Origin of the sequence: Amycolatopsis roodepoortensis, from assembly GCF_024628825.1 — a bacterium.
Lineage (GTDB): Bacteria > Actinomycetota > Actinomycetes > Mycobacteriales > Pseudonocardiaceae > Amycolatopsis > Amycolatopsis roodepoortensis.
The window spans coordinates 9,177,844-9,200,689 of sequence record NZ_CP102415.1 but is presented as its reverse complement, the minus strand read 5'-3'; the positions used below and the strand labels follow the sequence as shown (position 1 = coordinate 9,200,689).

General features: G+C 70.0%; 17 protein-coding genes. 7 read left to right on the top strand and 10 right to left on the bottom strand.

What is annotated here, in order from left to right; all coding sequences use genetic code 11:
* From NQK81_RS43885 to NQK81_RS43870, 4 genes are read right to left on the bottom strand one after another with little or no spacing between them, the layout of a single operon-like run.
* The gene (locus tag NQK81_RS43885) at positions 1 to 1,011 is read right to left on the bottom strand and encodes an alpha/beta hydrolase (RefSeq protein ID WP_257486225.1); all 1,011 of its coding nucleotides are present in this window, start codon (positions 1,009 to 1,011) and stop codon (positions 1 to 3) included.
* The gene (locus NQK81_RS43880; RefSeq protein ID WP_257486224.1) at positions 1,008 to 1,757 is read right to left on the bottom strand and encodes a thioesterase II family protein; all 750 of its coding nucleotides are present in this window, start codon (positions 1,755 to 1,757) and stop codon (positions 1,008 to 1,010) included. Before NQK81_RS43880 ends, NQK81_RS43885 begins: the two co-directional genes overlap by 4 nt.
* Positions 1,754 to 3,706, bottom strand: coding sequence for a non-ribosomal peptide synthetase (locus tag NQK81_RS43875; RefSeq protein ID WP_257486223.1), 1,953 nt, complete (start codon positions 3,704 to 3,706; stop codon positions 1,754 to 1,756). The genes NQK81_RS43880 and NQK81_RS43875 overlap by 4 nt, the downstream gene beginning before the upstream one ends.
* Complete coding sequence (locus tag NQK81_RS43870) at positions 3,684 to 6,671, bottom strand: type I polyketide synthase (RefSeq protein ID WP_257486222.1); 2,988 nt, start codon at positions 6,669 to 6,671, stop codon at positions 3,684 to 3,686. Before NQK81_RS43870 ends, NQK81_RS43875 begins: the two co-directional genes overlap by 23 nt.
* A 150-nt stretch (positions 6,672 to 6,821) precedes the next feature.
* On the opposite strand from NQK81_RS43870, the gene NQK81_RS43865 reads away from it, so the two are divergent.
* Together NQK81_RS43865 and NQK81_RS43860 are read left to right on the top strand one after the other, a co-directional pair.
* Positions 6,822 to 7,991: a cytochrome P450 gene (locus NQK81_RS43865; RefSeq protein WP_257486221.1), complete on the top strand. Its 1,170-nt coding sequence runs from the start codon at positions 6,822 to 6,824 to the stop codon at positions 7,989 to 7,991.
* A 22-nt stretch (positions 7,992 to 8,013) separates the two neighbouring features.
* Entirely contained in the window at positions 8,014 to 9,219 is a 1,206-nt protein-coding gene (locus tag NQK81_RS43860) for an ATP-grasp domain-containing protein (protein ID WP_257486220.1), read from the top strand.
* Between the two features lie 15 nt (positions 9,220 to 9,234).
* Here NQK81_RS43860 and NQK81_RS43855 read toward each other — a convergent pair whose 3' ends face one another.
* Positions 9,235 to 10,467 (bottom strand): MFS transporter, encoded by a 1,233-nt coding sequence (locus tag NQK81_RS43855; protein ID WP_257486219.1) that lies wholly within the window; start codon positions 10,465 to 10,467, stop codon positions 9,235 to 9,237.
* A 202-nt stretch (positions 10,468 to 10,669) separates the two neighbouring features.
* Here NQK81_RS43855 and NQK81_RS43850 point away from each other — a divergent pair, with 202 nt between their 5' ends.
* The gene (locus tag NQK81_RS43850) at positions 10,670 to 11,578 is read left to right on the top strand and encodes a TauD/TfdA dioxygenase family protein (RefSeq protein WP_257486218.1); all 909 of its coding nucleotides are present in this window, start codon (positions 10,670 to 10,672) and stop codon (positions 11,576 to 11,578) included.
* 122 nt (positions 11,579 to 11,700) lie between these two features.
* Here NQK81_RS43850 and NQK81_RS43845 read toward each other — a convergent pair whose 3' ends face one another.
* Positions 11,701 to 12,099, bottom strand: coding sequence for a RidA family protein (locus tag NQK81_RS43845; RefSeq protein WP_257486217.1), 399 nt, complete (start codon positions 12,097 to 12,099; stop codon positions 11,701 to 11,703).
* Positions 12,100 to 12,237: 138 nt separating this feature from the next.
* Between NQK81_RS43845 and NQK81_RS43840 the strand changes: the two genes are divergently transcribed.
* Complete coding sequence (locus NQK81_RS43840; RefSeq protein ID WP_257486216.1) at positions 12,238 to 15,261, top strand: non-ribosomal peptide synthetase; 3,024 nt, start codon at positions 12,238 to 12,240, stop codon at positions 15,259 to 15,261.
* A gap of 73 nt (positions 15,262 to 15,334) precedes the next feature.
* On the opposite strand, the gene NQK81_RS43835 is transcribed toward NQK81_RS43840, so the two are convergent.
* Both NQK81_RS43835 and NQK81_RS43830 read right to left on the bottom strand, forming a co-directional pair.
* Positions 15,335 to 16,501 (bottom strand): helix-turn-helix domain-containing protein, encoded by a 1,167-nt coding sequence (locus tag NQK81_RS43835; protein ID WP_257486215.1) that lies wholly within the window; start codon positions 16,499 to 16,501, stop codon positions 15,335 to 15,337.
* A 197-nt stretch (positions 16,502 to 16,698) separates the two neighbouring features.
* On the bottom strand, positions 16,699 to 17,604 hold the full coding sequence (locus NQK81_RS43830) for an aminoglycoside phosphotransferase family protein (RefSeq protein WP_257486214.1): 906 nt from the start codon (positions 17,602 to 17,604) through the stop codon (positions 16,699 to 16,701).
* Between the two features lie 125 nt (positions 17,605 to 17,729).
* Here NQK81_RS43830 and galE point away from each other — a divergent pair, with 125 nt between their 5' ends.
* Genes galE through NQK81_RS43815 form a run of 3 tightly spaced genes read left to right on the top strand, consistent with a single transcriptional unit; the run spans position 17,730 to position 20,397 of the window.
* A complete protein-coding gene (gene galE / locus NQK81_RS43825; protein WP_257486213.1) occupies positions 17,730 to 18,740 on the top strand; it encodes a UDP-glucose 4-epimerase GalE in 1,011 nt (336 codons plus the stop codon).
* 50 nt (positions 18,741 to 18,790) lie between these two features.
* Positions 18,791 to 19,603, top strand: a complete 813-nt coding sequence (locus tag NQK81_RS43820; protein WP_257486212.1) for a phytanoyl-CoA dioxygenase family protein — start codon at positions 18,791 to 18,793, stop codon at positions 19,601 to 19,603.
* A complete protein-coding gene (locus tag NQK81_RS43815) occupies positions 19,600 to 20,397 on the top strand; it encodes an LLM class F420-dependent oxidoreductase (protein WP_257486211.1) in 798 nt (265 codons plus the stop codon). The genes NQK81_RS43820 and NQK81_RS43815 overlap by 4 nt, the downstream gene beginning before the upstream one ends.
* Before the next feature lie 84 nt (positions 20,398 to 20,481).
* On the opposite strand, the gene NQK81_RS43810 is transcribed toward NQK81_RS43815, so the two are convergent.
* Both NQK81_RS43810 and NQK81_RS43805 read right to left on the bottom strand, forming a co-directional pair.
* On the bottom strand, positions 20,482 to 21,738 hold the full coding sequence (locus NQK81_RS43810; RefSeq protein ID WP_257486210.1) for an FAD-binding protein: 1,257 nt from the start codon (positions 21,736 to 21,738) through the stop codon (positions 20,482 to 20,484).
* Positions 21,739 to 21,798: 60 nt separating this feature from the next.
* Positions 21,799 to 22,821, bottom strand: coding sequence for a polysaccharide deacetylase family protein (locus NQK81_RS43805; RefSeq protein WP_257486209.1), 1,023 nt, complete (start codon positions 22,819 to 22,821; stop codon positions 21,799 to 21,801).
* Positions 22,822 to 22,846 lie beyond the last annotated feature (25 nt).

Below are 22,846 nucleotides of genomic sequence, written 5' to 3'. Positions count from 1 at the left end.
CTACCGTGCCAGCAGACGGCGCAGCCAGTCGAGCCGCGCACGCTGGGCGGTTTTCGAGACGACGGCGTCCGGCACCCATTCGTCGAAACTGTGGAACGCACCGGACCAGACGTGCAGTTCGGCCTCGCCACCCGCCTGCCAGATCCGGCTCGCGTACCGCACCGCTTCGTCACGCAGGGCCTCCACCGAACCGACGTCGATGAACGCGGGGGGCAGGCCCGCCAGGTCGTCCGCCCTCGCCGGTGCGGTGTAAGGGGAAACGTCGTCGGTGCCCCGGCGCTCGCCCAGCAGCGCCGTCCAGCCCGCGAGGTCGGAGAGCCGGTCCCACAGGCCGACGCCCTCCATCTGGAACGAGGACGGCGTGTCACACCGGTCGTCGAGCATCGGGCATTGCAGCATCTGTCCCAGCAGCGCGGGCCCGCCCCGGTCGCGGGCGAGCAGGCTGACCCCGGCCGCGAGGCAGCCACCCGCGCTGTTGCCAGTGATGACAATCCTGGCCGGGTCGAATCCGTGTTCGCCGGCGGCCGCGGCCACCCACTCCAGCACGGCGTAGCAGTCCTCCAGCGGTGCGGGGTCCGGGTTTTCCGGTGCCAGCCGGTAATCCACCGCGACCACGGCGAGCTGGAGTTCCTGGGCGCGGTCGAGCTCGCCGGCGAGTTCGACGGTCCGGTTGTTGCCCGCGACCATTCCGCCGCCGTGCGTGTTGTAGAGCACCGGATGCGGTCCTGGGCTCCCGGTCGGCAGGCATACGAGCACGGGGACCTCCGGTGCGTCCGGTGGCCCCGGCACCCGCAGCTCCCGGAGTTCGAACGCGCCGCCGCGCCGGATGTCCTCGTCCGACAGGCTCCCCGCCACGGTCCGCGCCCGGCGGTCGGCGAAGAGTTCCGGTGTCAGCGGCCCGCCCAGATCCGCGAGAATGTCCCGCAGCGGCGCGGCCAGCTCGTGGTCGAGCGGGGGTGGCGGGCCGACACGCGTGTCTTCGGAACCGGGGTGGGGTTTCGTGCCGGTCATTCCGCTCCTGCCGGGTTCGACGCCGGGTCCAGGTAGCGCTGGAGCAGGGCGTATGGCGGTCTCGGGGTCAGATAGAAGTGGTCGCCCGGTACGACGTGCTCGTCCAGGGTCGACGCGGTCAGCTCGCGCCACGGCCTGCGATCGGCGTCGACGTCCTCATCGCCGAAGATCGTCGTGACCGGGCACCGCAGGATCGGTTTCAGTGGATTGGCGTAGGCGTGGAACATCGCGCCATCGCCGATGATGTAGGGCAGCACCAGCTCCTGGAAGTACGGGTCCGCGGCCAGCTCGGCGTCGGTGCCGCCGAGCTCGATCAGCCGCTGGGCGACCGATTCCGGCGCCGGGTCCTCGTACTCGCCGGCGTCGGGCAGCGGGGCGTCCCGCGACCCGGAGGCGAACAGTCGCGCCGGGCCGCGGCCGAGTTCTTCCAGCCGCCGGGCGGTTTCCAGCGCGACCACCGCGCCGAGGCTGTGCCCGAACAAGGAAACGGGCAGGTCGTCGCCGAGCGCCGCCACCGCGTCGGCGATGTCCCTGCCGAGCCGGATCAGATCCGTCGGCGGCTCCTCGGCGATCCGCTCCGCGCGGCCCGGGTAGCACACCGCGAACACCTCGACGTCGTGCAGCTTCGCGCCCCAGTCACGGAAGAACGACGCCGATCCGCCGGCATGGGGGAAGCAGACGAGCCTCGCTTTCGCCAGCGGCCGTTCGACCGTCCGGTGCAGCCAAAGCGTGGCGGCCCCGGTCATCGGGCCGGTCCCTCGGTCGCGCGCTGCCTTCTGGCCCGCAGGGCACGGGCGCGCCGGGCCGCGGCCTGACGCTGCTCGGCCGACGCGCCCTGCGCTCCCCTGCCGCCCCCGCTGATCAGCTCGGCCTGCGCGGACACGGTGGTGTGCCGGAACAACGTCACGACCGACGGGCGGGTCCCGGTGTGCTGTTCCAGAGCGTTCTGCAACTGGAACAGGGTCAGCGAATGACCGCCGAGGTCGAAGAAGTTGACGTCGACGGGCACGTCGGGAAGCTGGAGGACCTCGGCCCACGCCGCCGCCACCCTGGCGGGCATTCCCTCGGTCGTCCGGTGGCCGTCGCCTGCCGGGCCGGGCCGCCGCAGGACCTCGTCCGCCGCCTCGCGTAGCCCGACGCGGTCGAGCTTGCCGGTGACGGTGACCGGCAAGGTGTCGACCAGCTCGAACCGGCTGGGCAGCGCGGCGGGGCCCAGCCGTTCGGCCAGGTGTGCGCGCAGCGAGTCCGCGCTTGCCCCGGGAGACGCGACTACGAACGCCACCAGCCGGGTCAGTCCGGAGTCCGGCGAAACCGCGCCCGCCCGCACACCCGGCGCGCCGAGCAGGGCCGTCTCGACCGCGCCGAGTTCCACCCGGTGCCCGCGGATCTTGACCTGGTGGTCGCTCCGGCCGAGAAAGTCCAGGGTGCCGTCGTCGTTCCAGCGAGCCCGGTCACCGGTGCGGTACATCCGCGCGCCTTCCACGCCGGCGAACGGGTCGCCGGTGAACACGCGGGTGGTCGCTTCGGGACGGCCGAGATAGCCGAGAGCCACGCCCGTCCCGCCGATGTACAGCTCACCGGCCACGCCTCTCGGCTGTGGAAGTCCTTCTTCGTCGAGCACGTAAAGGCGGGCGCCCGGCACCGGAACGCCGATGGAGACCGGGCCGGGGCGGTCGAACCTGCGGTAGCTCGCCCAGACGGTGGCCTCGGTCGGACCGTACTCGTTGATTAGCGCGACAGAGCGGCTGTGCCAGGCGAAATGCCGCTGTACCAACGGTTCCGGCAACGCCTCCCCCGCGACGATCACGGTGTCGACGGTCGACAGGCGGTTCCCTCCGGCACGTTCGGCCGCGTCCAGCAGCACACCGTAGAGGGAGGGCACGCACAGGAACCTGGTCACCCGGTGCGTGTCGATGAGGTCGACCAGCCGCGCCGGGTCACTGACCTCGTCGGGTCCGGCAACGACCAAGGTGCCGCCTGCCGTCAAGGTGCCCCACAACCCCGCCACCGACGAATCGAAGGCCAGCGGGGAGACCAGCAAGAACACGGAACGCCCGGGATAGACGGACCTGCGGGCCGCCGTCGAAGCGGCGAGAGCGCCGTGGTCGACCAGAACGCCTTTCGGCTCACCGGTGCTGCCCGAGGTGTAGATGACGTAGGCGGGGTCGCCGATCCCGGCCACGGGAAGGGTCGCGTCCGGTGCCGGGCCGTCGTGTTCGGCGGGCACCAGCCGCACGTCGAGCCCGTCGAGGCGGTAAGCCGACTCGGCGGCGACCACGGCGATCTCGGCCCCTGAGTCTTCCAGCACCGCGGCAACGCGGCGGCGGGGCTGGGCGAGGTCCACCGGGACGTAGGCGGCGCCCGCCCGAAGCACGCCGAGCACGGCGGCGATCATCGCCGCGGACGGCGGCACCAGCACGGCGACCCGGCTGCCCGGACCCGCTCCCGCCGCGAGCACCCGAGCCGCGACGCGCCCGGCCCACTCGTCGAGTTCGGCGTAACCGAGCGCTTCCCGGCCGGACCGGACGGCGACGGCATCCGGCGTGCGCCGCGCGAAGTCCGCGACCAGTTCGTGCACGGGCCGGGGCTCGTAGTCCGGTGGCGGGGCGTGGCCAAGGGCCAGCACGTCGGCTTCCGGGCTGTCGGTCCGGTGCCAGGTTTCGCGCAGGCGGTCACTCTGTCGCAACGAGAACATCACAACTCCTCCGGCGATGGTCGGATGCGGTGTTCGGGCCGGGGGCCACGGCAGGACCACCGGGTGGTTCCGCCCGCCGCAGGCTTTCGGTCAGGACGGCGATCTGACGGCCGAGGGTGCGGCCCGCGAGCATCGCCCGCAACGGCACCCGCACCCCCAGTCTCTGGTGGACGCGCCGGGCGAGATGCGTGATCAGCAGCGAATCACCGCCCAGCTCGAAGAAGTCCGACTCCGCGCCGACCTCCGGTGTACCGAGCAACTCCTGCCACAGCGCGGTCAGCAGTTCCGCCGGGCCCGGCGGCGCGGTGTCCGGGGTCTCCGGCGCCGGTTCTTCGGCGGTGACGGGCTTTCTCCCCAGCTCGGGTGCCATCCACCGCGGTCCTCCGAACGGGTACCCGGGCAGGTGGATCCGACGTCCGTCCGCGCACACGGACGTGATCGCGAGCGGCTGACCGCGCACCCACAACTCCCCGAGCGCGCCGAGCACTTCACGTCCGGGGGCCGGCGTCCGCTGTGCCGACAACGGGACGGTGGCCAGGCCCACCGCCTCGGCCAGCCCGGACAACGCCCGCCCCGGCCCGACTTCGACCAGCAGGGCACCGGGGAACCGCCGCGCGATCGCCGCGAGCCCGTCGCCGAACCGCACCGGGTGGCGGGCCTGCTCGACATAATCGCGCGGGCCGATCACCGCACCCGGGTCCAGCAGCTCGCCGGTGCGGTTCGAGACGAGCGGCAGCCGTGGGCTGCCGAACTTCACCCCTGCCAATTCCCTTGCCAGCGCGGGCAAAGCGGGCTCGATCAGCTTGGTGTGGAAGGCATGGGAGGTGTGCAGGACCTTCGCGTGCACACGATCGCCGAGAAAACGCCGGAAGGCGGCCACCTCGTCCGAAGCGCCGGCCAGCACACAGCTGTCCGGTCCGTTGGCCGACGCGAGCTCCACGTCCGCGCCCGCCTCGACTGCCAGCGCCATCGCCGTTTCCCCGTCACAGCCGAGCGCGAGCATCGTCCCCTGTGGACACTGGTGCATGGCGAGCCCGCGGGCGGCCACGAAGCGGGCGGCGCTGCGAAGGTCGAAAATCCCGGCGAAGCAGGCGGCGGTGATCTCGCCGAGGCTGTGCCCGGCGAGCGCGACCGGCTCGACACCCAGCTCGCTCAGCCCCACCGCGGCCGCGTACTCCACCGCGAACAGCGCGGGCTGGGCGAGATCGGTCGCGGCCAGCTCGGTCGCGGGGAACCCCGGATCGGACAACGCGGCACGCACCCGCTCCGCGAGCGGCGGCGCGAACGCGTCGAGGCACCGTTCCAGCACCTCGCCGAATCCGGGCAGCGCGTCGGCGAAGGCGGCCGCCATCCCCGGCCGCTGAGTGCCCTGGCCGGGGAACAGGAACACCACCGGCGCGCCGCCTTCGGCCGGGCGCTCGGCCCGCACGACCCCGGATCCACTGGTGAGGCGTTCCGCGAGTTCCAGCGGATCGCGGCCGGCCACGGCCAGCCGGTGGGCGAGTTCGGCCCGGCCCGCGGCGAGGGTGAACGAGACGTCTCCGGCGGGCGGCCGCTCGGCGGACAGGAACGTGGCAAGCCGCCCGGCAGACCGGGTGAGCGCCCCCGCGTCCGCGGCGGACAGCACCACCAGCCGGTCGACGTCGACGTCGGCACCGTCCGCGGCGAGCACGGGTGCCTGTTCGAGGACGACATGGGCGTTCGTGCCACCGATACCGAACGAACTCACCCCGGCCCGGCGAGGCTCGGGGCCGGACCATTTCTCACACGTGGTCGGGACGTACAGCGGCGAATCCTCCGGTTCGAGCAGCGGGTTCAACCGGGTGAAGCCCGCCACCGGCGGCACGAGCCCGTCCCGCAGCACCAGCATCGTCTTGATGAGCGAGGCGAGACCGGAGGCGGAGTCCAGGTGCCCGATGTTGGCCTTGAGCGCACCGACGGCCACCTGCCCCGGCACCGCACCCATCCCGGAAAGCGCGGCCGACGCCGCCGACCACTCGATGGGGTCGCCGACCCGGGTTCCGGTGGCGTGGGCCTCGAGGTAGCCGAGGGACTCCGCCTCGACGTCGGCGGCCGCGAGCGCGGCGCGGATCACCGCTTCCTGCCCGGCGGCCGAAGGGGCGTAGTAGCCGACCTTCGCCATCCCGTCGTTGTTGACCGCCGAGCCGAGGATGACGCCGTGCGGCTGCGGACCGTCGTCGAGTACGTCGGACAGGCGGCGCAGGACCACCGCCGCCACACCGGATCCCGCGACGACGCCATCGGCGTTCTCGTCGAAGGGGCGGCAGTCGCCGGATGCCGACTGGATGCCGCCGGGGACGTGCAAATGCCCGCCCTGCGGGAAGTCGATGCCCGCGGCCACGACGACGGCCTGGTCGCAGTCACCGTTCAGCAGCGCCTGCCCGGCGAGGTGCAGCCCGACCAACGACGACGAACAGGCGGTCTGCACCCCGACCGCGAGCCCGGTGAGCCCGAGCTTGTAGGAGACCAGGCTGGCGATGAAATCCGGGTCGGTGCCGTGGATGGCCTGATCGAGGGTCTGCGGGTCCAGCGGTCCGTTGGCCAGCATGGTGCGCAGGTAGCCGCTGCCACTGCCGCTCGCGAACACGGCGGTCACCCGGTCGCCGCCGGGACGGCAGGCACCGGCGTCCTCCATCGCCTCCCACGCGACCTCGAGCATCAGGCGGTGCTGAGGATCCATCAGTTCGGCGTCGCGGGCACCCACCCGTAACAAGGTGTTGTCGAAGCGGTCCGCGTCGGCCAGCCTGCCGCGGACGGGGACGTAGTCGGGGTCATCCGCGAGATCCGCGGGCACCCCGGCCTCGGACAGCTCGTCGCGGGTCAGCCGGGTGGTCAGCGTCCGGCCGTCGAGCAGCGCCGCCCACCACGCGGCCAGGTCGGCGGCGCCGGGCACGCGGATCGCCATTCCGGTGACGGCAAGGTCCAAGGACCGGTCGCGCTCCATTCCCCACCCCTTCGGTTCCCGCCTCCGGGCCCTTCACGCACGGATACATGGCAACAGATTGCCATTCGCACTAAGCGATGGCAACCTTGTTGGCAGAAGTTGGCAACCCGCTGTGCGGGCAAGCCACCCTCCCCGTCCGAGGAGCCAGCCATGACCGATCCCGCCCGGCTCACCGATCCCGCACTGCACGCGGACGGCGATCCACACGCGGTGTGGCACTGGATGCGCGGGCACTCGCCGGTGCACCGGCACGAAGCGAGCGACCTTCCCGCGTTCTGGTCGCTGACGAGATACGAGGACGTGCGTGCCGCCTATCGCGATCCGAAGGTGTTCAGCTCCGCGCGCGGGGTGCTGTTGCGCCCGTCGAAGTTCGGCGAGGATCCCGGCGCCGGAATGACGCTGGCGCTGACCGATCCGCCACGGCACAAGGATCTCCGTGCCGTGGTCGCCGGCCGGTTCACCACCCGCGCGGTCCGGGAGCTGGAGGACTACATGCGCAAGGCCGTGCGCACGATCCTCGCCGATGCGATCGAGCGGGAGCGGTTCGACTTCGTCCACGACGTCGTCGGACGGCTTTCCATGTACACGATCGGGCACATCATGGGCGTGCCCGACGAGGATCACGAACAGCTCTACCAGTGGACCAACGAGGCGTTCGAAGCGGGAGTTTCCCTTGCCGCGCACCAGGAACTCATGCGGTACTTCATCGATCTGATGTACGCCAGGATGTCCGGCCCCGCCGACGACGTGGTGAGCCTGCTGGCCGGGGACACCGTTCAAGGAGAACTGCTCCCCGAGGAGGAGATCCTCCTCAACTGCGAGAATCTGGTCGGTGCCACGGAAAACGGACGGCTGGCGCTGGCAGGCGGGATAGAGGCCTTCCTCGAACACCCCGGCGAATGGGAGCGGCTGCGAGCCGATCGCGATCTGCTGGCCCCGGCGATCGAGGAGATCCTGCGCTGGACTTCCAGCGCGGTCCACAGCATGCGTTCGGTGACGGAGCCGGTGGTGATCGGCGGGCAGCGGATCGAAAGGGGCGACTGGGTCGTGCTGTGGGTCCCCTCGGCCAACCGCGACGAAGAGGTGTTCCCGGAGGCCGGCCGCTTCGACATCGGGCGGTCCCCGAACCGCCATCTCGCGCTCGGCGGGGGCGAGCATTTCTGCCTCGGCAGCGTCCTGGCCAGGGCACAGGCCCAGCTCCTGCTCACCGAACTCCTCGACACACCACACCGCATCGAACAAGACGGGCCCGCGGCCAGAGTGCGCTCGATCGCCGTCAGCGGACCCGAAACCCTGCCCGTACGGCTGGCATCCGTCTGACCGGGCGGAGGAAGGACACTTGATGGCGAAGGGGAATGTCCTGCTCATCGGCTGGCGTCCGGAAGCGGTGCGGGCCCTGCACGCGCTCGGCGCCGAGGTCACCTGCGTACTCGCCGCGGGTGAAGATCGCGACCGGGAGGGCGTACTCGACGACGCGCACGTCGTGCCGGTGCAGGATCCGGCCGACACCGAATCCACCCTGGCCGGGCTGCAACGCCGCGGGATCTCGGCCGACGCCTTCGATGTGGTGTGCAGTCAATACGAGTTCACCCTTGTCAACGCCTCCGTGGTCGGCGGGCCGCGGGCGCCACACTCCGCGTCGGACGCGTTGTTGTTGCGCGACAAGGATCTCCAGAAGCGAAGCATCCGGGCGGCCGGCATCCCCGTCGCGGAGTCGGCACTCGTGGTCCAGCCTGGGGATCTGGCGGCGTTCGACCAGTCGCGCGGGGCGCTCAAGCCGCTGGCCGACTCCGGCACTCGGGGCGTGCGAGCTTGGCGCACCCCGGCGGACCGCCTCGAACTGGCGCGCGAGCTGGACGTCGCGGCCGGGCCGTGGCTCGCCGAGGAATGGATCGACGGACCCGAACTGCACGTGGACGGGATCGTGCGCGACGGCCGCGTGCTGTTCGTCTCCGTCGGCCGCTACCTGGACAACGTGCTGGCGATCCGCGAGGGCGGCATCGTCGCGACCGTGGTGCAGCATCCGCTGGCGTGCGACAAACTCTACGATCGTTGCCGGGCACTGGCCGATCGCTGCATGGCCGCGCTGCGGCACCGCGACGGGGTGTTCCACCTGGAGGTCTTCGAAAACGACGACCGGCTGGTGTTCGGCGAATGCGGTGGCCGGATCCCCGGCGGGTCGTTCGACGAGATGATCCGCCTCCAGCACGGGGTGGACCTGCACGACGAGTGGGCGAGAGCAGTGCTGGAACTGGGCTCCGCCGTGGCGCCCGACGTCGCGGACGGCTGGTTCGGAGACGTCTTCCTCGCCACCGGGCCGGGCACGCTGCGCTCTTGTCCCGGCGAGCGGGAAATCCTCGCGCGGCCCGGTGTCCGCCATGTCGCCCTGCGGTCACGCCCCGGTGACACGCTGGCCGACTCCTCCACCGCGTCCAACATCCACGCCGGAACGGCCGTGGTCGAGGGGACCGACGAACACGACACCGCGGACCGGATCCGGCGGCTCGCCTCGTGGTTCTCCAGCGAGACCGTGCTCACTCCTGGCTGATCGCGCGGTCCGGGCTCAAGCCCGGCGGCGGGCGGAAACGACCAACAGGACGCCGATGCCCGCCAAGGTCGGCCAAGCGAGCAAATGCCAGTAGAGCCAGGCTTCCCCGCGAAGCCGCAACCACAGGTAAAGGCCGCCACCCGCCAGCGAACCGAGCGCCTCGCCGACGGTCCAGCAGACCTGCCGCAGGTTGAACGACTCCAGGCTGGACTCGATCGGCAGCCCGGCGAACGCCGTGCTCACCATCGGGGTGAACAGCATCTCCGCCAAGGAGAACATCGCCGCCGCGAGAACCGCCCCGGCCACCAGCGGCAGTCCCGCCCCCAGGAACAGCATCGCCACACCGAACACCATGGTCCCCGCACCGAGCACGGTGAACGGTTTGACCCCCGCCTCGAGCAACCGGGTGACCACCTTGGTCACGGCGGCCTGCAGCAGCACGATCAGTATCGCGGGAGCGGCGAGCAGACCCGCGCGCAAAGCCACCGAACTGAACGAGTCGGCGACGAAGAGCGCGAAGGCGGAGAAGAACTGAGCGTAGACGAACGCGCCGACCACGCACACCACCAGCACCCGCACGATTTCCGCGCTGCGAAGGGCTCTCCCCAGGACGGCCCGGCTCACCGGCCACCTGCCGCTGGTGGGCGGCGGATATTCCCGGGACGGCATGGCGAAGCACAGCGATGCGGCACCGCCGACGTAACACAGGGAAACGATGGCGAGCAGCAACCGCGGGTCGGCGGCGAACGTCACGCTCGCGACGAGCGGTCCCACCGCGGCCGCGGCGTTCACCGCGATCTGCAGCAGGGAGTAGATCCGGTTACGGCCGATGTCGTCTCGCACCAGCTCGGCGACGAACACCCTCGACAGGACAAAATGGACACTCACGCCGAGCCCGGCGAGTACGAGCAGCCCGCACAACACCCAGCCCGCACGGACGTAAGGAAGCAGCCCGAACGCCACGGCCGACAACAGCGCGCTGCCCGCCATGCCGTGCCGATAGCTCAGCCGGGGAAGCCATCGATTGAGCAACAAAGCGGAAAGACCCGCCGAAGCCGTGTAGCAGAAGAGTCCCACACCGACCAGGGCCGCGTTCGACGCCGACCCCTGCGATGCCAGCATCACGCCCAGCACCGGGAAAAGGCTGAACAGACCGAGAGCGACCAGCAGCTGATCCACCGCCAGTACCACGCGCACCCGGCGGCCGCCCGGCGAAACCGTGCTTTCTCCAACCTCGGCACCCAGCATGGCAAAAATATTGCCAGCCCATACCTGGATTAGCAAACGGTTTGCGCTTGCCACCGCACGTCGAGTTCGGTCACGCCCTCGCTGAACTTACCGTCCAGCCATCGGAAATTGCCAAGTTTGGCAATTTCTGGCAGCATGGCTCCGAACCTCCGGTCTGCCCTCCCTCGACGTCTGTCCGAGCACCCAGAGAAAGGCTTGCCCCATGACCGAGACCATCGCGCCGGCCGATATCGAGATCACTCGGCTGGCCGGGAACATCGGCGCCGAGATCCACGGCGTGGACACCACCGGCCCGCTCAGCGACCAGACCATCGCCGGCGTTCGCAAGGCGTTGCTCGACCACAAGGTGGTGTTCCTGCGGGATCAAGGCCTGGACTACGACAGCCAGGTGGCGTTCGCCCAGCGCTTCGGCCCGTTGACGCTGGGGCACCCGATCTACGGCGGCCCGGAGGAACGGCCGCTGGTACGGGAAATGGATTCGCGCGGCGAAGGCACCAGGGCGAACCACTGGCACACCGACCTGACCTACCTCGCGCAGCCGCCCTCGTTCGCGTTCCTGCACAACAAGGTCAATCCCCCGCTGGGCGGGGACACCCTGTGGGCGAACACCGCGATCGCCTACGACAGCCTTCCCGAGGGGCTGCGCACCCTCGCCGACGGACTGCGGATCGTGCACTCGAACGACTCCGACTACACCGACGACACCTACGACGGCGACCAGAGTTTTCGCGCGAACTACCTCGCCTCGATCTTCGAAGCCGAGCACCCCGCTGTCCGCGTACATCCAGAGACGGGGGAACGATCGCTGCTGATCGGTGGCTTCGCCCGCCGCGTGATCGACTACAGCCCGCAGGCCGGCCGCGACCTGATCCGCATGCTGCACGAGTACGCGACGAAGCCGGAGAACACCGTGCGCTGGCGCTGGCGCCAGGGAGACCTCGCCATCTGGGACAACCAGTCGACGATGCACTACGCCATCTACGACTACGGCAAGGCACACCGCCGGGGAGAACGGGTCACCTCCGTCGGCACCGTTCCGGTCGGCGTCGACGGCCGCCCGAGCGTTCCGTTGCGCGGACAGGCCGACTCGTTCAGCACCAGCGCCGAATGACCGGCGGAGCCGGCGCGCCTGCCGCGATCTGAGCATCGGGCCACCGGACGAGCGAATGAGGGTGACGGCAGGCGCCGTCACCCTCATTCGGTCGTCCGGTGCTCACCCGCAGACGCGCCCGGTCACCCCTCCGGGAGGATCGCGAGGCCGTCGATCTCCATCAGGAGCTCCGGCCGGAACAACGCCACCACCTGGACGACGGTGCTCGCGGGAGGGCGGGTGGTGTCGATGAATTCGTCGCGCACGGCGAGAATCGCGGGAACCTGACTGATATCGGTGAGGTAGTAGTTGAGCCGGACGATGTCGTCGAAGGACGCCCCCGCCGCCGCCAGGCAGCGGCCCATGTTCTCGAACACCTGCCGGGCCTGTCTCGCGGGATCGCCTTCACCGACGATCTCGCCGTCGGGAGAAAACGGCATCTGACCGGCCAGCGCGATCACGCGGCCGGGGCCGGTGACGACGTGGCTGTAGCCGTCACTGGGGAAAACGCCGTCAGGGGCGGAAATGTGAGTGAGTGCCATGGTCCTTTCCCAGGCCGGAGGAGCAGGTGGCCGACAAGCCGTCGTCGGTCACATGTTGCCGCACTAGACAACTTTAAGGCAAGCTTGTGACATTCGGTTGGCAACCCAGCCGCTTGGCGACTCCACCGAGGGGACACCGTGCTGCCAGACACGAAATGGACGAAGGGGCGCCCGAACATCGCCCCTGGCGAAGGCCTGCACCAAGCCGTCGCGCGCGTCGCGCTGCTCCGCCCGGACGCGATCGCACTCGTTTCCGGCGGCAGGCGGATCACCTACGCCGACCTCGATCGCACAGCCGACGCCTGGGGAGCGCTGCTGGCGGAAACCGGAGTGGGCCGGGGAGACGTGGTCCCGATCGTCCTGCCGAGGGGCCCGGAACTGATCCTCGCGCTGCTCGCCGTACTCAAGACCGGCGCGGCGTACGCCCTCCTCGACCCCTCGTGGCCGGAGGCACGGGTCGGCGAAGTGATCGACCTGCTCGACGCGCGCCTGCTGATCTCGGACACCGCGAACCATCCCGCGCTCCAAATCTGGTCACCACCACGGCACCCGGTCGAGCCGCCACCCACGTTCCGGCCCGCGACGGTCGCCGGAACGGATCCGAGCAATGTCTTCTTCACCTCCGGTACGAGTGGCCGTCCGAAAGGCGTGCTGGTCCCGCACCGGGCGACCCTGCGACTGTTCCAGCGCAACGGATTCGCCCGCTTCACCGCCACCACCGTCATGCCGCTGGCGGCGCCGGTGGCCTGGGACGCCTTTTCCCTGGAGCTGTGGTCGGTGCTGGTGAACGGCGGTACGTCACTGATCATCGACGAGCCGTATCTGTCCTCGGCCGCGCTGAGGGCGGGCGTCGCCGGACACGGGGTCGACTCGGTCTGGCTCACGAGCAGCCTGTTCAACATGATCGTCGACGAGGACCCGGCCGCGTTCTCCGGTCTGCGCCAGGTGATGACCGGCGGGGAACGCCTCTCGCCCCGGCACGTCGGCCGGTTCCTCGGCGAGCACCCGGAAACAGCCCTGTTCAACGGCTACGGGCCGGTGGAAAGCGTCGTGTTCGCCACCACGCACCGGATCACCGCGCAGGACGCGGCGCGACCGGACGGCATCCCCCTCGGCCGTCCCGTTCCCGGCACCGGGGTGCACGTACTCGACGGCGGCAGGCCTTGCGCGGTCGGCGAGACCGGCGAGATCTGCCTGTCCGGTGCCGGGCTCGCGCTGGGCTATCTCGGCGATCCGGCGCTCACGGCCGAAAAGTTCGCCGACACCGTGATCGACGGAGAAGAAGTCCGCGCCTACCGTACCGGCGATCTCGGCGCCTGGGACGAGGACGGGCTGCTGCGGTTCCGTGGCCGGGCCGACCGCCAGCTCAAGATCCGCGGCCACCGGATCGAGCCCGCCGAGGTCGAACGCCGGATCGAGCGGCTCGGCCCGGTGCGTCAGGCCCGTGTGCTCGCCCGCCGGGACGACGCGGGAACGGCGGTGGATCTGGTGGCGTTCTGCGTTCCCACCGAACCGGGGGACCCGCTCGAAGGCGTGCCGGAGCTGCTCGAGTCCACGATGGCCGCCTATCAACGTCCGGCGGAAGTGCGCAGCGTCGACGCGTTTCCGGTCACCGCACAAGGAAAACTCGACGAGCGGGCGTTGCTGGCGATGCTCACGGACGCACCCGCGCCCGGCGGATTCCGCCATGAAGATCCCACGGTCCGCCTGGTGGCGGAGACGTTCGCGGCGGTACTCGGCCGGACGTCCGTGCCCGCCGGCCGGTCGTTCTTCGCGCTCGGTGGCGACTCATTGGGCGCGGGCCGGGTCTGCGCGCGCTTGGCCGCTCGGTCCGCCTCTCCTGTCCCGGTTTCGCGGCTCTACCGGCATCCGACCGCCGCCGGTCTGGCCGCCTGGCTGGATTCCGCCTGCCCGGAACCGGCGGACGTCCGACCGGACGCCGTCGAAGTACCGCTCACCCCGATGCAGGAGGTCTTTCTGACCCGGCACCTGCTCACGCCGGACGACCGGACCGCGAACTGCCTGCTGCTCTGGTCGGTCGAAGGCGACCTCGACCGCGCCGCGCTCCAAGCCGCCGTCGAGGAAGTGCATTGGCGGCACGAGCCGCTCAGCGCGACCTACGCCGCCGACCCCCGGCCCGCCGCCTGGCTGGACGACGTGCCCCCGCCGGCACTCGAGGAGCTGCCACCGCAACCGGCACTGGACGCCGGAATCCGGGTGCTCAGGGAAACTCTGTCCGCACGGCTGGAACCGGCCAAGGGCGAGGTGTGGCGCACGGCGCTGGTCGAGGCGGGCACGGTGACCCTGTTCGGCTGCGTGGTCCACCACATCGCCTTCGACGGGTTCTCTCAGTCGATCCTCGCCCGTGACCTGGCCGCCGCCTACAACGGCACGACGAGCGACCTCCCGAAACCGCCCGACCTCGCCGAGGCCTGGCACCGATCCGCCTTGTCACGCAACGACGTCCTCCCGCAGGAAACCCAGCTGGCGAAGGAATTCGACGGCGTTCCCGATCTTCGGTGGCCGGACGCGCCCCGGCAGGCGGGCACGGAGCCGGGCAGGGTGGAGGTCATCCTCTCTCCCGGGATCCTCGCGGCGGTGGACACCCTCGCGGCCGCGGCGGGCCGGACCAGGTTCGTCGTCCTGCTCGCGCACTGGGCGAGCGCGCTGGCCGAGGTCACCGGGCAACGCGACTTCGCCGTCGGCGTGCCCGTGTCCCAGCGCGCGGATCCGGCCTTGGAGCACGCGATCGGCTGTCACATCACCACCGTCCCGCTTCGCTTGCGAGGTGCCGCGCTGGACGGCGATCCGGAGCTGATCGGGCGGATCGTCACGCGCGCGTTCACCACGCAGGAGATCCCCTTACGAGACATCCTGAACCGGCTGAACCGGCCGCGATCGGCCCGGCCACCGCTGTTCCAGGCGATGTTCGCCGTACAGGACAACCCGGTCCCCCGGCTGGAACTGGCGGGCCTGCGCACCGCCTTCCTCCATCAGCCGTATATCGACCTGCCGCTGGAGCTGCACACCGAACTCTGGCCGCACGAAGACGGCGGCCTCCGCGCCGAGATCGCCTACCGCCCGGAGGTGGTTCCCTCCCGGGTCGCCACCTCACTGGCCCGCTGTTTCCTGGACCGCCTGTCCGCGGGACCACGCTCTTGACCGCGCCCGCGCTCGACACGGGGACAGGAGACCTAAGCCGCGCTGACCTTGCCTCGGCGCGGCGATGCCGGGTTCACCGATCCGACGTCAGCGATTCGGCGAGCGCTCGCCAGATCTCGGCCGCGAGATCGATGTTGAGGCTCTCCTGTGCCTGCCTGGCCAGCTCCTGCAGCTCGCGGCTGCCCGCCTCGACGTCTCCCCGCCGGATCGCGATCCGGCCGCGCAGCATGTCCAGCCGTACCCGGTCGCGGAACGCCAGATGCGAACCGTCACCGACCGAGCCCGCCAGCTCGGCCGCCTCGTCGAAGCTGCCCGCGGCGAAAGCGAGGTGTGCGCGCAGGGCGCGCAGTTCCTGGTCGTGCTGCACCGAACCGACCAGCACCACGGCTGCGGCCGCTTCGTCGAGCCACCGTGCCGCGAGCTCGGTTTCCGGATCGGGGCCCTGCAGTTCCATCGACGCCGCCGCGAGCCGGAGCCGCAGCCACAGGATGACGTCCTGGTTGCTGTCGATCCGTTCGAGCGCTTCGGTCATCAACTTCATCGCGCCGCCGTCGTCGCCCTGGCGCTTGTACACCGACGCCGCGGTCCACAACGCCTTCGCCCGGACTTCCGGTGGCGCGTCACGGGTGAGGGCGGAAAGCTCGTCGGCGCGGGCCCGGGCTTCCGAGATCAGCCCGGCCTCCGTTTCGGCGGCCACGAGCGTCATGAGCGCGGCCGCCTTGTCCGCGACCGGGAGCCCGCCGTCCTGGCACAACTCGACCGCCGCCAGCGCCGTCGTCCTGGCGTCGTCGTTGCGGCCGAGCACGCGGAACAGGCCGGCGAGCTCCACCCGGGACCGGACCCGCAGTTCGAGTACCGCGAGTTCGTCGCTCAGCTCCACCAGTTCGGCCAGCAGTTCACGTTGTTCCTCGTGCTCGCCGCGCTGGTTCATCGCCGCCGCCAGCAGCCACAGCGCCTGCCAGCGCAGCGTCAGATTCCCGGTATCGGCCCGCAAAGCCCCCGCGAGCGCTTCGACGTCGTCCACCACACCGTTCGCCGAGACGACGGTGGCGAGCTGCTCGGCGAGCCGGGACTCGGAAGCCTTCTCGAACGCCGACGACGAAACGCCGAGCCGGTCCACCAGATAGTTGAGCACGCGCGGGGTCGGCGGACGATCACCCGACTCCAGCCGGGACAGGTAACCGGTCGACAGGCCGTCACTGGCCAGCGCAGCCTGCGTGAGCCCCTTCTCCAGGCGCAAGTCCCGTAAGCGCCTACCGAAATGCGGCTGCTCCAACACCTTGCCCACGCTCCATCAGCGATCGACGTCACGCGAACCCGGTTCGCGACTGCCGACATCCTACCCTGGGGCAACAACGCTGGCAAATCATGGAAACTCGGCGTGGCGAGCCCCTGGCCGCAAGTGGCAAGTCGCGTTCCGGCCCGAACTCCCCCCTTTCACGATCCTCTCAACGAGAAATCGGCGAGAACCTGGCGAACCACGAAACGGGCGTTGGCGGAAATGACCGGGTTCGTCGCGCGGTAGTACGGGAGCTGGACGATCGCCATGCCCAGTGCCCAGCCGCGGCCGCGCGACCAGGTATCGGCGTCGACACCGGCCTCGCCACGGAAGGTCTCCCGCGCCGGTGGCGTCAGCAGGTTCCAGGCCGGAATGAGGTCACTGGCGGGATCACCGACTCCGACGGTGCCGAAGTCGAGGACGGCGGCGAGCCCGCCGTCCGCGACCAGCAGATTGCTCGGCATCAGGTCGGAATGGACCCAGCACGGCGGCCCGGACCAGCCAGGGACGGCGAGCGCGTGGTCCCAGGCCGCCATCGCGGCTTCCGCGTCGAAGGATTCGCCGGTGCCGCGGAGCTTCTCCATCGCCGCGCGCACTTCCCGATCGATCTCGGCGAGCGGCCCGCCGCGATGCGCGACGGGGCCACCGGGGAGATCGACCTCGCGCATCGCGAGGACGAAAGCCGCGAGGTCGCGCGCGACGCGCTCGGGTCCGGCCAGCCGGCCTTCGATCGCCGGCTCGCCATCGATCCAGCGATACACCGCCCACGGCCAGGGGTATTCCCGCGTGGCTTCACCCACCGCGACGGCTTCGGGAACGGCGACCGGCAGGAGGGGCGCGAGCCGTGGGAGCCACCGCAGTTCGCGGCGCAGATCCTCGACGCCCCCTTGGGTGAGGGGCAGCCGGACGCTGAGCCGTTCGCCGAGCCGGTAGATCGCGTTCACCGTGCCGCCGGAAGCCGACCGTCGCACCGGCAGCCCCGCCCACTGCGGGAATTGCGCGCGCACCAGCGACCGGACGAGCCCGGCATCGATGTCCGCCTCGTCGGCATGCATCTTGACCATAGGACGAATGAGACCACAATCAGGCGATGTTGCCAAATTGTCAATTCTCCTTGTCAAGATTGCCCGCCTTAAGGCAAGCTGGTGCTGTCGGCTTCGTCCGCGCCGGCTTTACCTGCGGGATGGGCATGAAGATCTGCGAGACAGTGAAGCCAGCGAAACCCGGAAGCTGGCTGGTGGTCGGCGGCGCCGGATACATCGGCTCTCACGTGATCCGGCGATTGCGCGCGGACAGGCGCGGTGTCGTGGCGCTGGACGACCTGTCCACCGGCGACGCGGCACGGGTGCCCGGCGACGTGCCACTGGTCATCGGTTCCGTCGCCGATCGCACAGTCGTGAGCGCGGTGTTGCGTGAGCACCGGGTCGACGGCGTGATCCATCTGGCCGCGCGGAAATCGGCGACCGAATCGGTCGCCTACCCGCGGCGCTACTACCGCGACAACGTCGAAGGCATGCGGATACTCCTCGACGAGATGATCGACACGGGCGTCAAGAGATTCCTGCTCTCGTCGAGCGCCGCCGTCTACGGGGTGCCGAACAACCCGTTGGTCACCGAGACGACCCCGACGGCCCCGATCAGCCCGTACGGCGAGACAAAGCTGATCTGCGAATGGCTGCTCCGGTCCGCGGGGACGGCCAACGGGCTGTCCTGGGTGGCCCTGCGCTACTTCAACGTGGTCGGCGCCGTACACCCCTTGCTCGCCGACACCAGCAACGACAACCTGTTCCCGCTGGTGTTCCAGGAAGTGACCGCGGGCAGGCCCGCGATGGTCACCGGCATCGACTACCAGACGAAGGACGGCACGGGAGTGCGCGACTACGTGCACATCGCCGATGTCGCCGACGCCCACGCCGCGGCCGTCGAGCGGCTGGAAAGGCAGCAGTCCGCGGACATCTACAACGTGGGCACCGGCGTCGGCTACTCCGTACTGGAGGTGCTCGACGCGATCCGGGCCGTCTCCGGCCTTCCCGTCGAAGTGACCGCACTTCCACGGAGACCGGGCGACGCGCCCGAGATAGTCGCGAACGTCGACAAGATCGCGCACGATCTCGCCTGGAAGGCACGGCACGACCTCAACGCCATGGTGCGGAGCGCCTGGCAGGCGTGGTCACGACTGGACACGGCGAGCGCGCGCTGACCCGGCCGCGTAGCCCTTGCCAATCACCACAGAGGGGAGTTCCGAACACCATGACAACTCATCGACGTCCGGCCTCGGCATCACCTGTGCTCGATGCCACCGAACTCGACCGGTTCCACCGGCTCGGCTACCTGATCCTGCCCGGATTCCTGCCGGCGGAGCTGGTGAACCGGATGCGCTCCGAGGTCGACCGGTGGGTCGACGACGGCTTGCGGGCGAAGTCGATCGCCGCGGCGAAGGATCCGGAAACCCACGGGTCGCCTCCGGTCGTGGAGCTGGAACTGCCCGCCCATGGCGAGCTCATCACCCACCGGCCGCTCATGGAACTGCTCGAAGCGCTGCTGGGCACCGAGTTCGTGTTCCACCACCTGCACAGTGACCGGCAGGCCCCGGATCTGCCGGGGAAGCCGTGGCACCACGACTACGAGCAGGGTGAGGGAAGCGACCGTTCCCCCCTCATGGTCCACACGTTGCACTATCTCGACGGGCTCGCCGAGGACACGGCCTCGCTCGTCGTGCTGCCCGGTTCCCATCTCGAAGAGGCGGGCAAGTCGGCACGGGCGCATCTGGGCACCGCCGTGCTACCGGGCGAGGTCGTCATCGACCGGCTTCCTCCCGGCTCGACCGTGGTCCTGCACTCGGCGCTCTTCCACGCCCGCCGCACGAAGGAGGGGCAGTCGGCCAAACCGCGGTACTTCGTGGACAGCTCCTACTGCCAGACCGGAACGCGGTGGCCGCCGGTGAAGCCGTACTGGCGGCACATCCTGAACAGGGCCCGCGAGCTGGGACTCGGTGACGACAGGCCGGAACTGTTCGCGGAACGGCACTTCACCGAGTTCTCCGCACACGGTGCGATGTCGTGACCGGCCGTCCCGTCCGGATCGGACTGCAGTTGCAGCCCCAGCACGCCGGCTACCGGAAGATCCGGGAAACCGCGGCGGAAGCCGAAGCGCTCGGTGTCGACATCATCTTCAACTGGGATCATTTCTTCCCGCTGTGGGGCGATCCCGACGGCCCGCATTTCGAATGCTGGACCATGCTCGCCGCGCTGGCGGAGTCGACCAGCCGGGTGGAGATCGGCCCGATGGTGTCCTGCAACGGTTACCGGAACCCGGAACTGCTCGCCGACATGGCGCGTACGGTCGATCACATCAGTGAAGGCAGGCTGATCCTGGGCATCGGCTCGGGCTGGTGCGAGCGGGATTACGCCGAGTACGGCTACGAGTTCGGCACCGACGGCACGAGGCTCGCCGACCTGGCGCGGTCGCTCCCCCGCGTCGAAACCAGGCTCGCCAAACTGAATCCACCACCCACCAGGAAGATCCCGATGCTGATCGGTGGCGTCGGGGAGAAGAAGACCCTCAGGCTGGTCGCCGAGCACGCGGACATCTGGCACGGCTTTCACGACCCGGAAACGCTGGCGCACAAGGTGAACGTACTGAAGGGCCACTGCGCCGCGGTGGGGCGCGACCCCGGTGAGATCGAGATCTCCACCGGGGTGTTCGGCACCCCGTCGCACGTCGGTCGACCGGACGAGCTGGGCCCCCGGTTGCGCGGGCTCGGTGCTTCCTTGTTCACCGTCGGCATCGACGGCCCGGACTACGACCTGAAACCACTGCGAGAATGGATCTCCTGGCGCGACAGCCAGAATGGGTGACCTCGCACGAATGTCATGACCGAGCCCCTGTCGCGGAGAGCTTCGCGACAGGGGCTCGGTCATGGCAGCAGCCGGCAGGAACGCCTACCCCTGCCCGAAGATGTCCTCCACGAAGGCATTGCGGAACTTGCCTTCGGGGTCGTACTTGCGCATCAACCGCGCGAAGTCGGCGGCCCGCTCGTGCACGCCGGCGATCTCGGAAGGCGCCATCGTGGTCAACTTGCCCCAATGCGGGCGGGCGCCGAGTGGCAGCAGCCGCTTCTCCACTTCCGCGAGCACGGGCTCGACGGCGTCGAAGTAGTCGATCCAGGTGAAGTGGAAGGTCACGGTGTCCCGGTGATAGGCGGGACTCAGCCACAGGTCGTCCCCGCGTACGGTGCGCACTTCCGCGATGTGCATGACCGGCGCCACGAGTTCGCCGATCTCGCGGATCGCGGCGAACGCCGCCGGCGCGGCCGCGCGGGGCAGATAGAACTCGGACTGGAGTTCCTCGCCGGCCCCCGGGGTCAGTTCGGGCCGGAAGTGCGGCAACCGCTCGTGCCACGGACCGCCCACGTCCAGCTGCTCGGTGCTGAGCTCGACCGGCATGCCGGGCACGGGATGCATGGGTTCCTGGGCCCGCTGACCGCCGTCCCAGCCCGACTCGGGCCTGCCGAGGCGGCGCTTCAACCAGACGTCGCCGGTGTCGCGCCAGTCGGTGAACAAGCTGACGCTGTAGGCGGCCCCGAACACCTCGTCCAGCGACGATGCCACCTCGTCCAGTGGAACGAGCAAGTGAACTCGTTGTGCCATGGCGAAAGCGGGCTCGATGTCGAGGGTCATCCTGGTGACGACCCCGAGCGCTCCCAGTGCCACCACCGAACCCGCGAATTCGTCCCCGTCGGCCACGCGGCTCACCTCGATCAGATCACCGTCCGGGCCGACGAGCTCCATCCCGGCGACGGAAGAAGCGAGGCACCGCTGCGTGTCGCCGGAACCATGCGTGCCGGTCGCGCACGCTCCGGCGATCGAGATATGCGGGAGCGAAGCCAGGTTCGCGAGCGCGAAACCCTGCCGGTGCAGCACGTAGATCAGGTCCGCGTACCGCAGGCCGCCGCTCACGGTCACCGTCCGCGCGTCGTGATCGATCACCACCCGGCGCGGCAACCCGTCCAGTCGCACGAGGTCGTGCTCGGTACCGGCCACGCGGCTGAACGAGTGCCCGGTACCGAGCGCGCGAACGCGCGGAGAGCGAGCCACGACGCGCCGCAACTCGTCGACCGATTTCGGCCGGTGCATGCGGTTCACGTCAAAGGTGACGTTCCCTGCCCAGTTCGTGATCGGGGCGTGTGTCGTTGTCATCTTCCCCCCAACGGTGACTAGCTGCCGATGCCCGGCTCAACTGAGGTGAATCCGGGTAGCTCATTCAGCCGTTGACAGGTCGTCGACGGCGACGAAGCGGAACTCGCGTGCCAGCAAGCCTTCGATCATTTGCGGCAACGCGCCCACGGTCTGCGTACGGTCGCCGCCGGAATCGTGCAGGAGCACGACCGAACCGGACCGGGCCCCGTCCAGGACCAGCCGGGAGATGAAATCGGTGCCCGGCATCATCCAGTCGTCCGGCGCGACGTCCCACAGCACGGTCGTCAGATCCAGCTCACCCAGCCAGCCGACCACCTCGGGAGAACAGAGGCCGTAGGGTGGCCGGAACAACGTCGTCTTCGAACCGGACGCCTCGGCGATGGCGTCCCCGGTCCGTTCGATCTGCTCGATCAGCTGTGGCCGGGTCAGCTCCGGCAGGAACGGATGCGACCAGGTGTGGTTGCCGATGGCGTGTCCCTGCTCGGCCATTCTGGCCAGCGACTCCGGATGTGCCTTCGCGTAAGTCCCGACGCAGAAGAAGGTCGCGGGCACCCCGTAGCGCTCGAGGATGTCGAGAACCAGGTCGGTGTAGGGAGGCTGCGGACCATCGTCGAAGGTCAGCGCGACCTGGTGACGCTCCCGGCTGCCGTGACCGAACCAGCGGCCCTGCGCGGCGAGCTCACCGGCCGCCGCTTCGTTCCCCGCGAAGCCCGCCTCGAGTTCGTCCTCCCGCCCGGTCTGGGTGCCCCGCGCGCGTTCCAGCTTGGTCAGCGCCCGCACGTTCTGCCTGCCCACCCGCGCGAGGTCGATCGCCGGCACGGAACCGAAGACCGGACGCGCGGGCAGCACGGCGGGATCGGCTCGGTGGACCTCGATACCCGCCGCCATCAGGCGGCCGTCGAGTACCCCGTTCGTGCTCTCCACGACCACGACCGGAGTCCGCGGCAACCCGCGCAGGTACGCGATCAGGTCCCGGATCCGTCCCGGGGCGAACCTCTCGGCGGGAAACGCGGGTTCTCCCTGGTCGTCGATGACCTGTACTTCGAAGCCGGTCTCGCTCCAGCCGATTCCCGAGTACAACATCCGACTCCCCCTCGTCCGGCGAAGA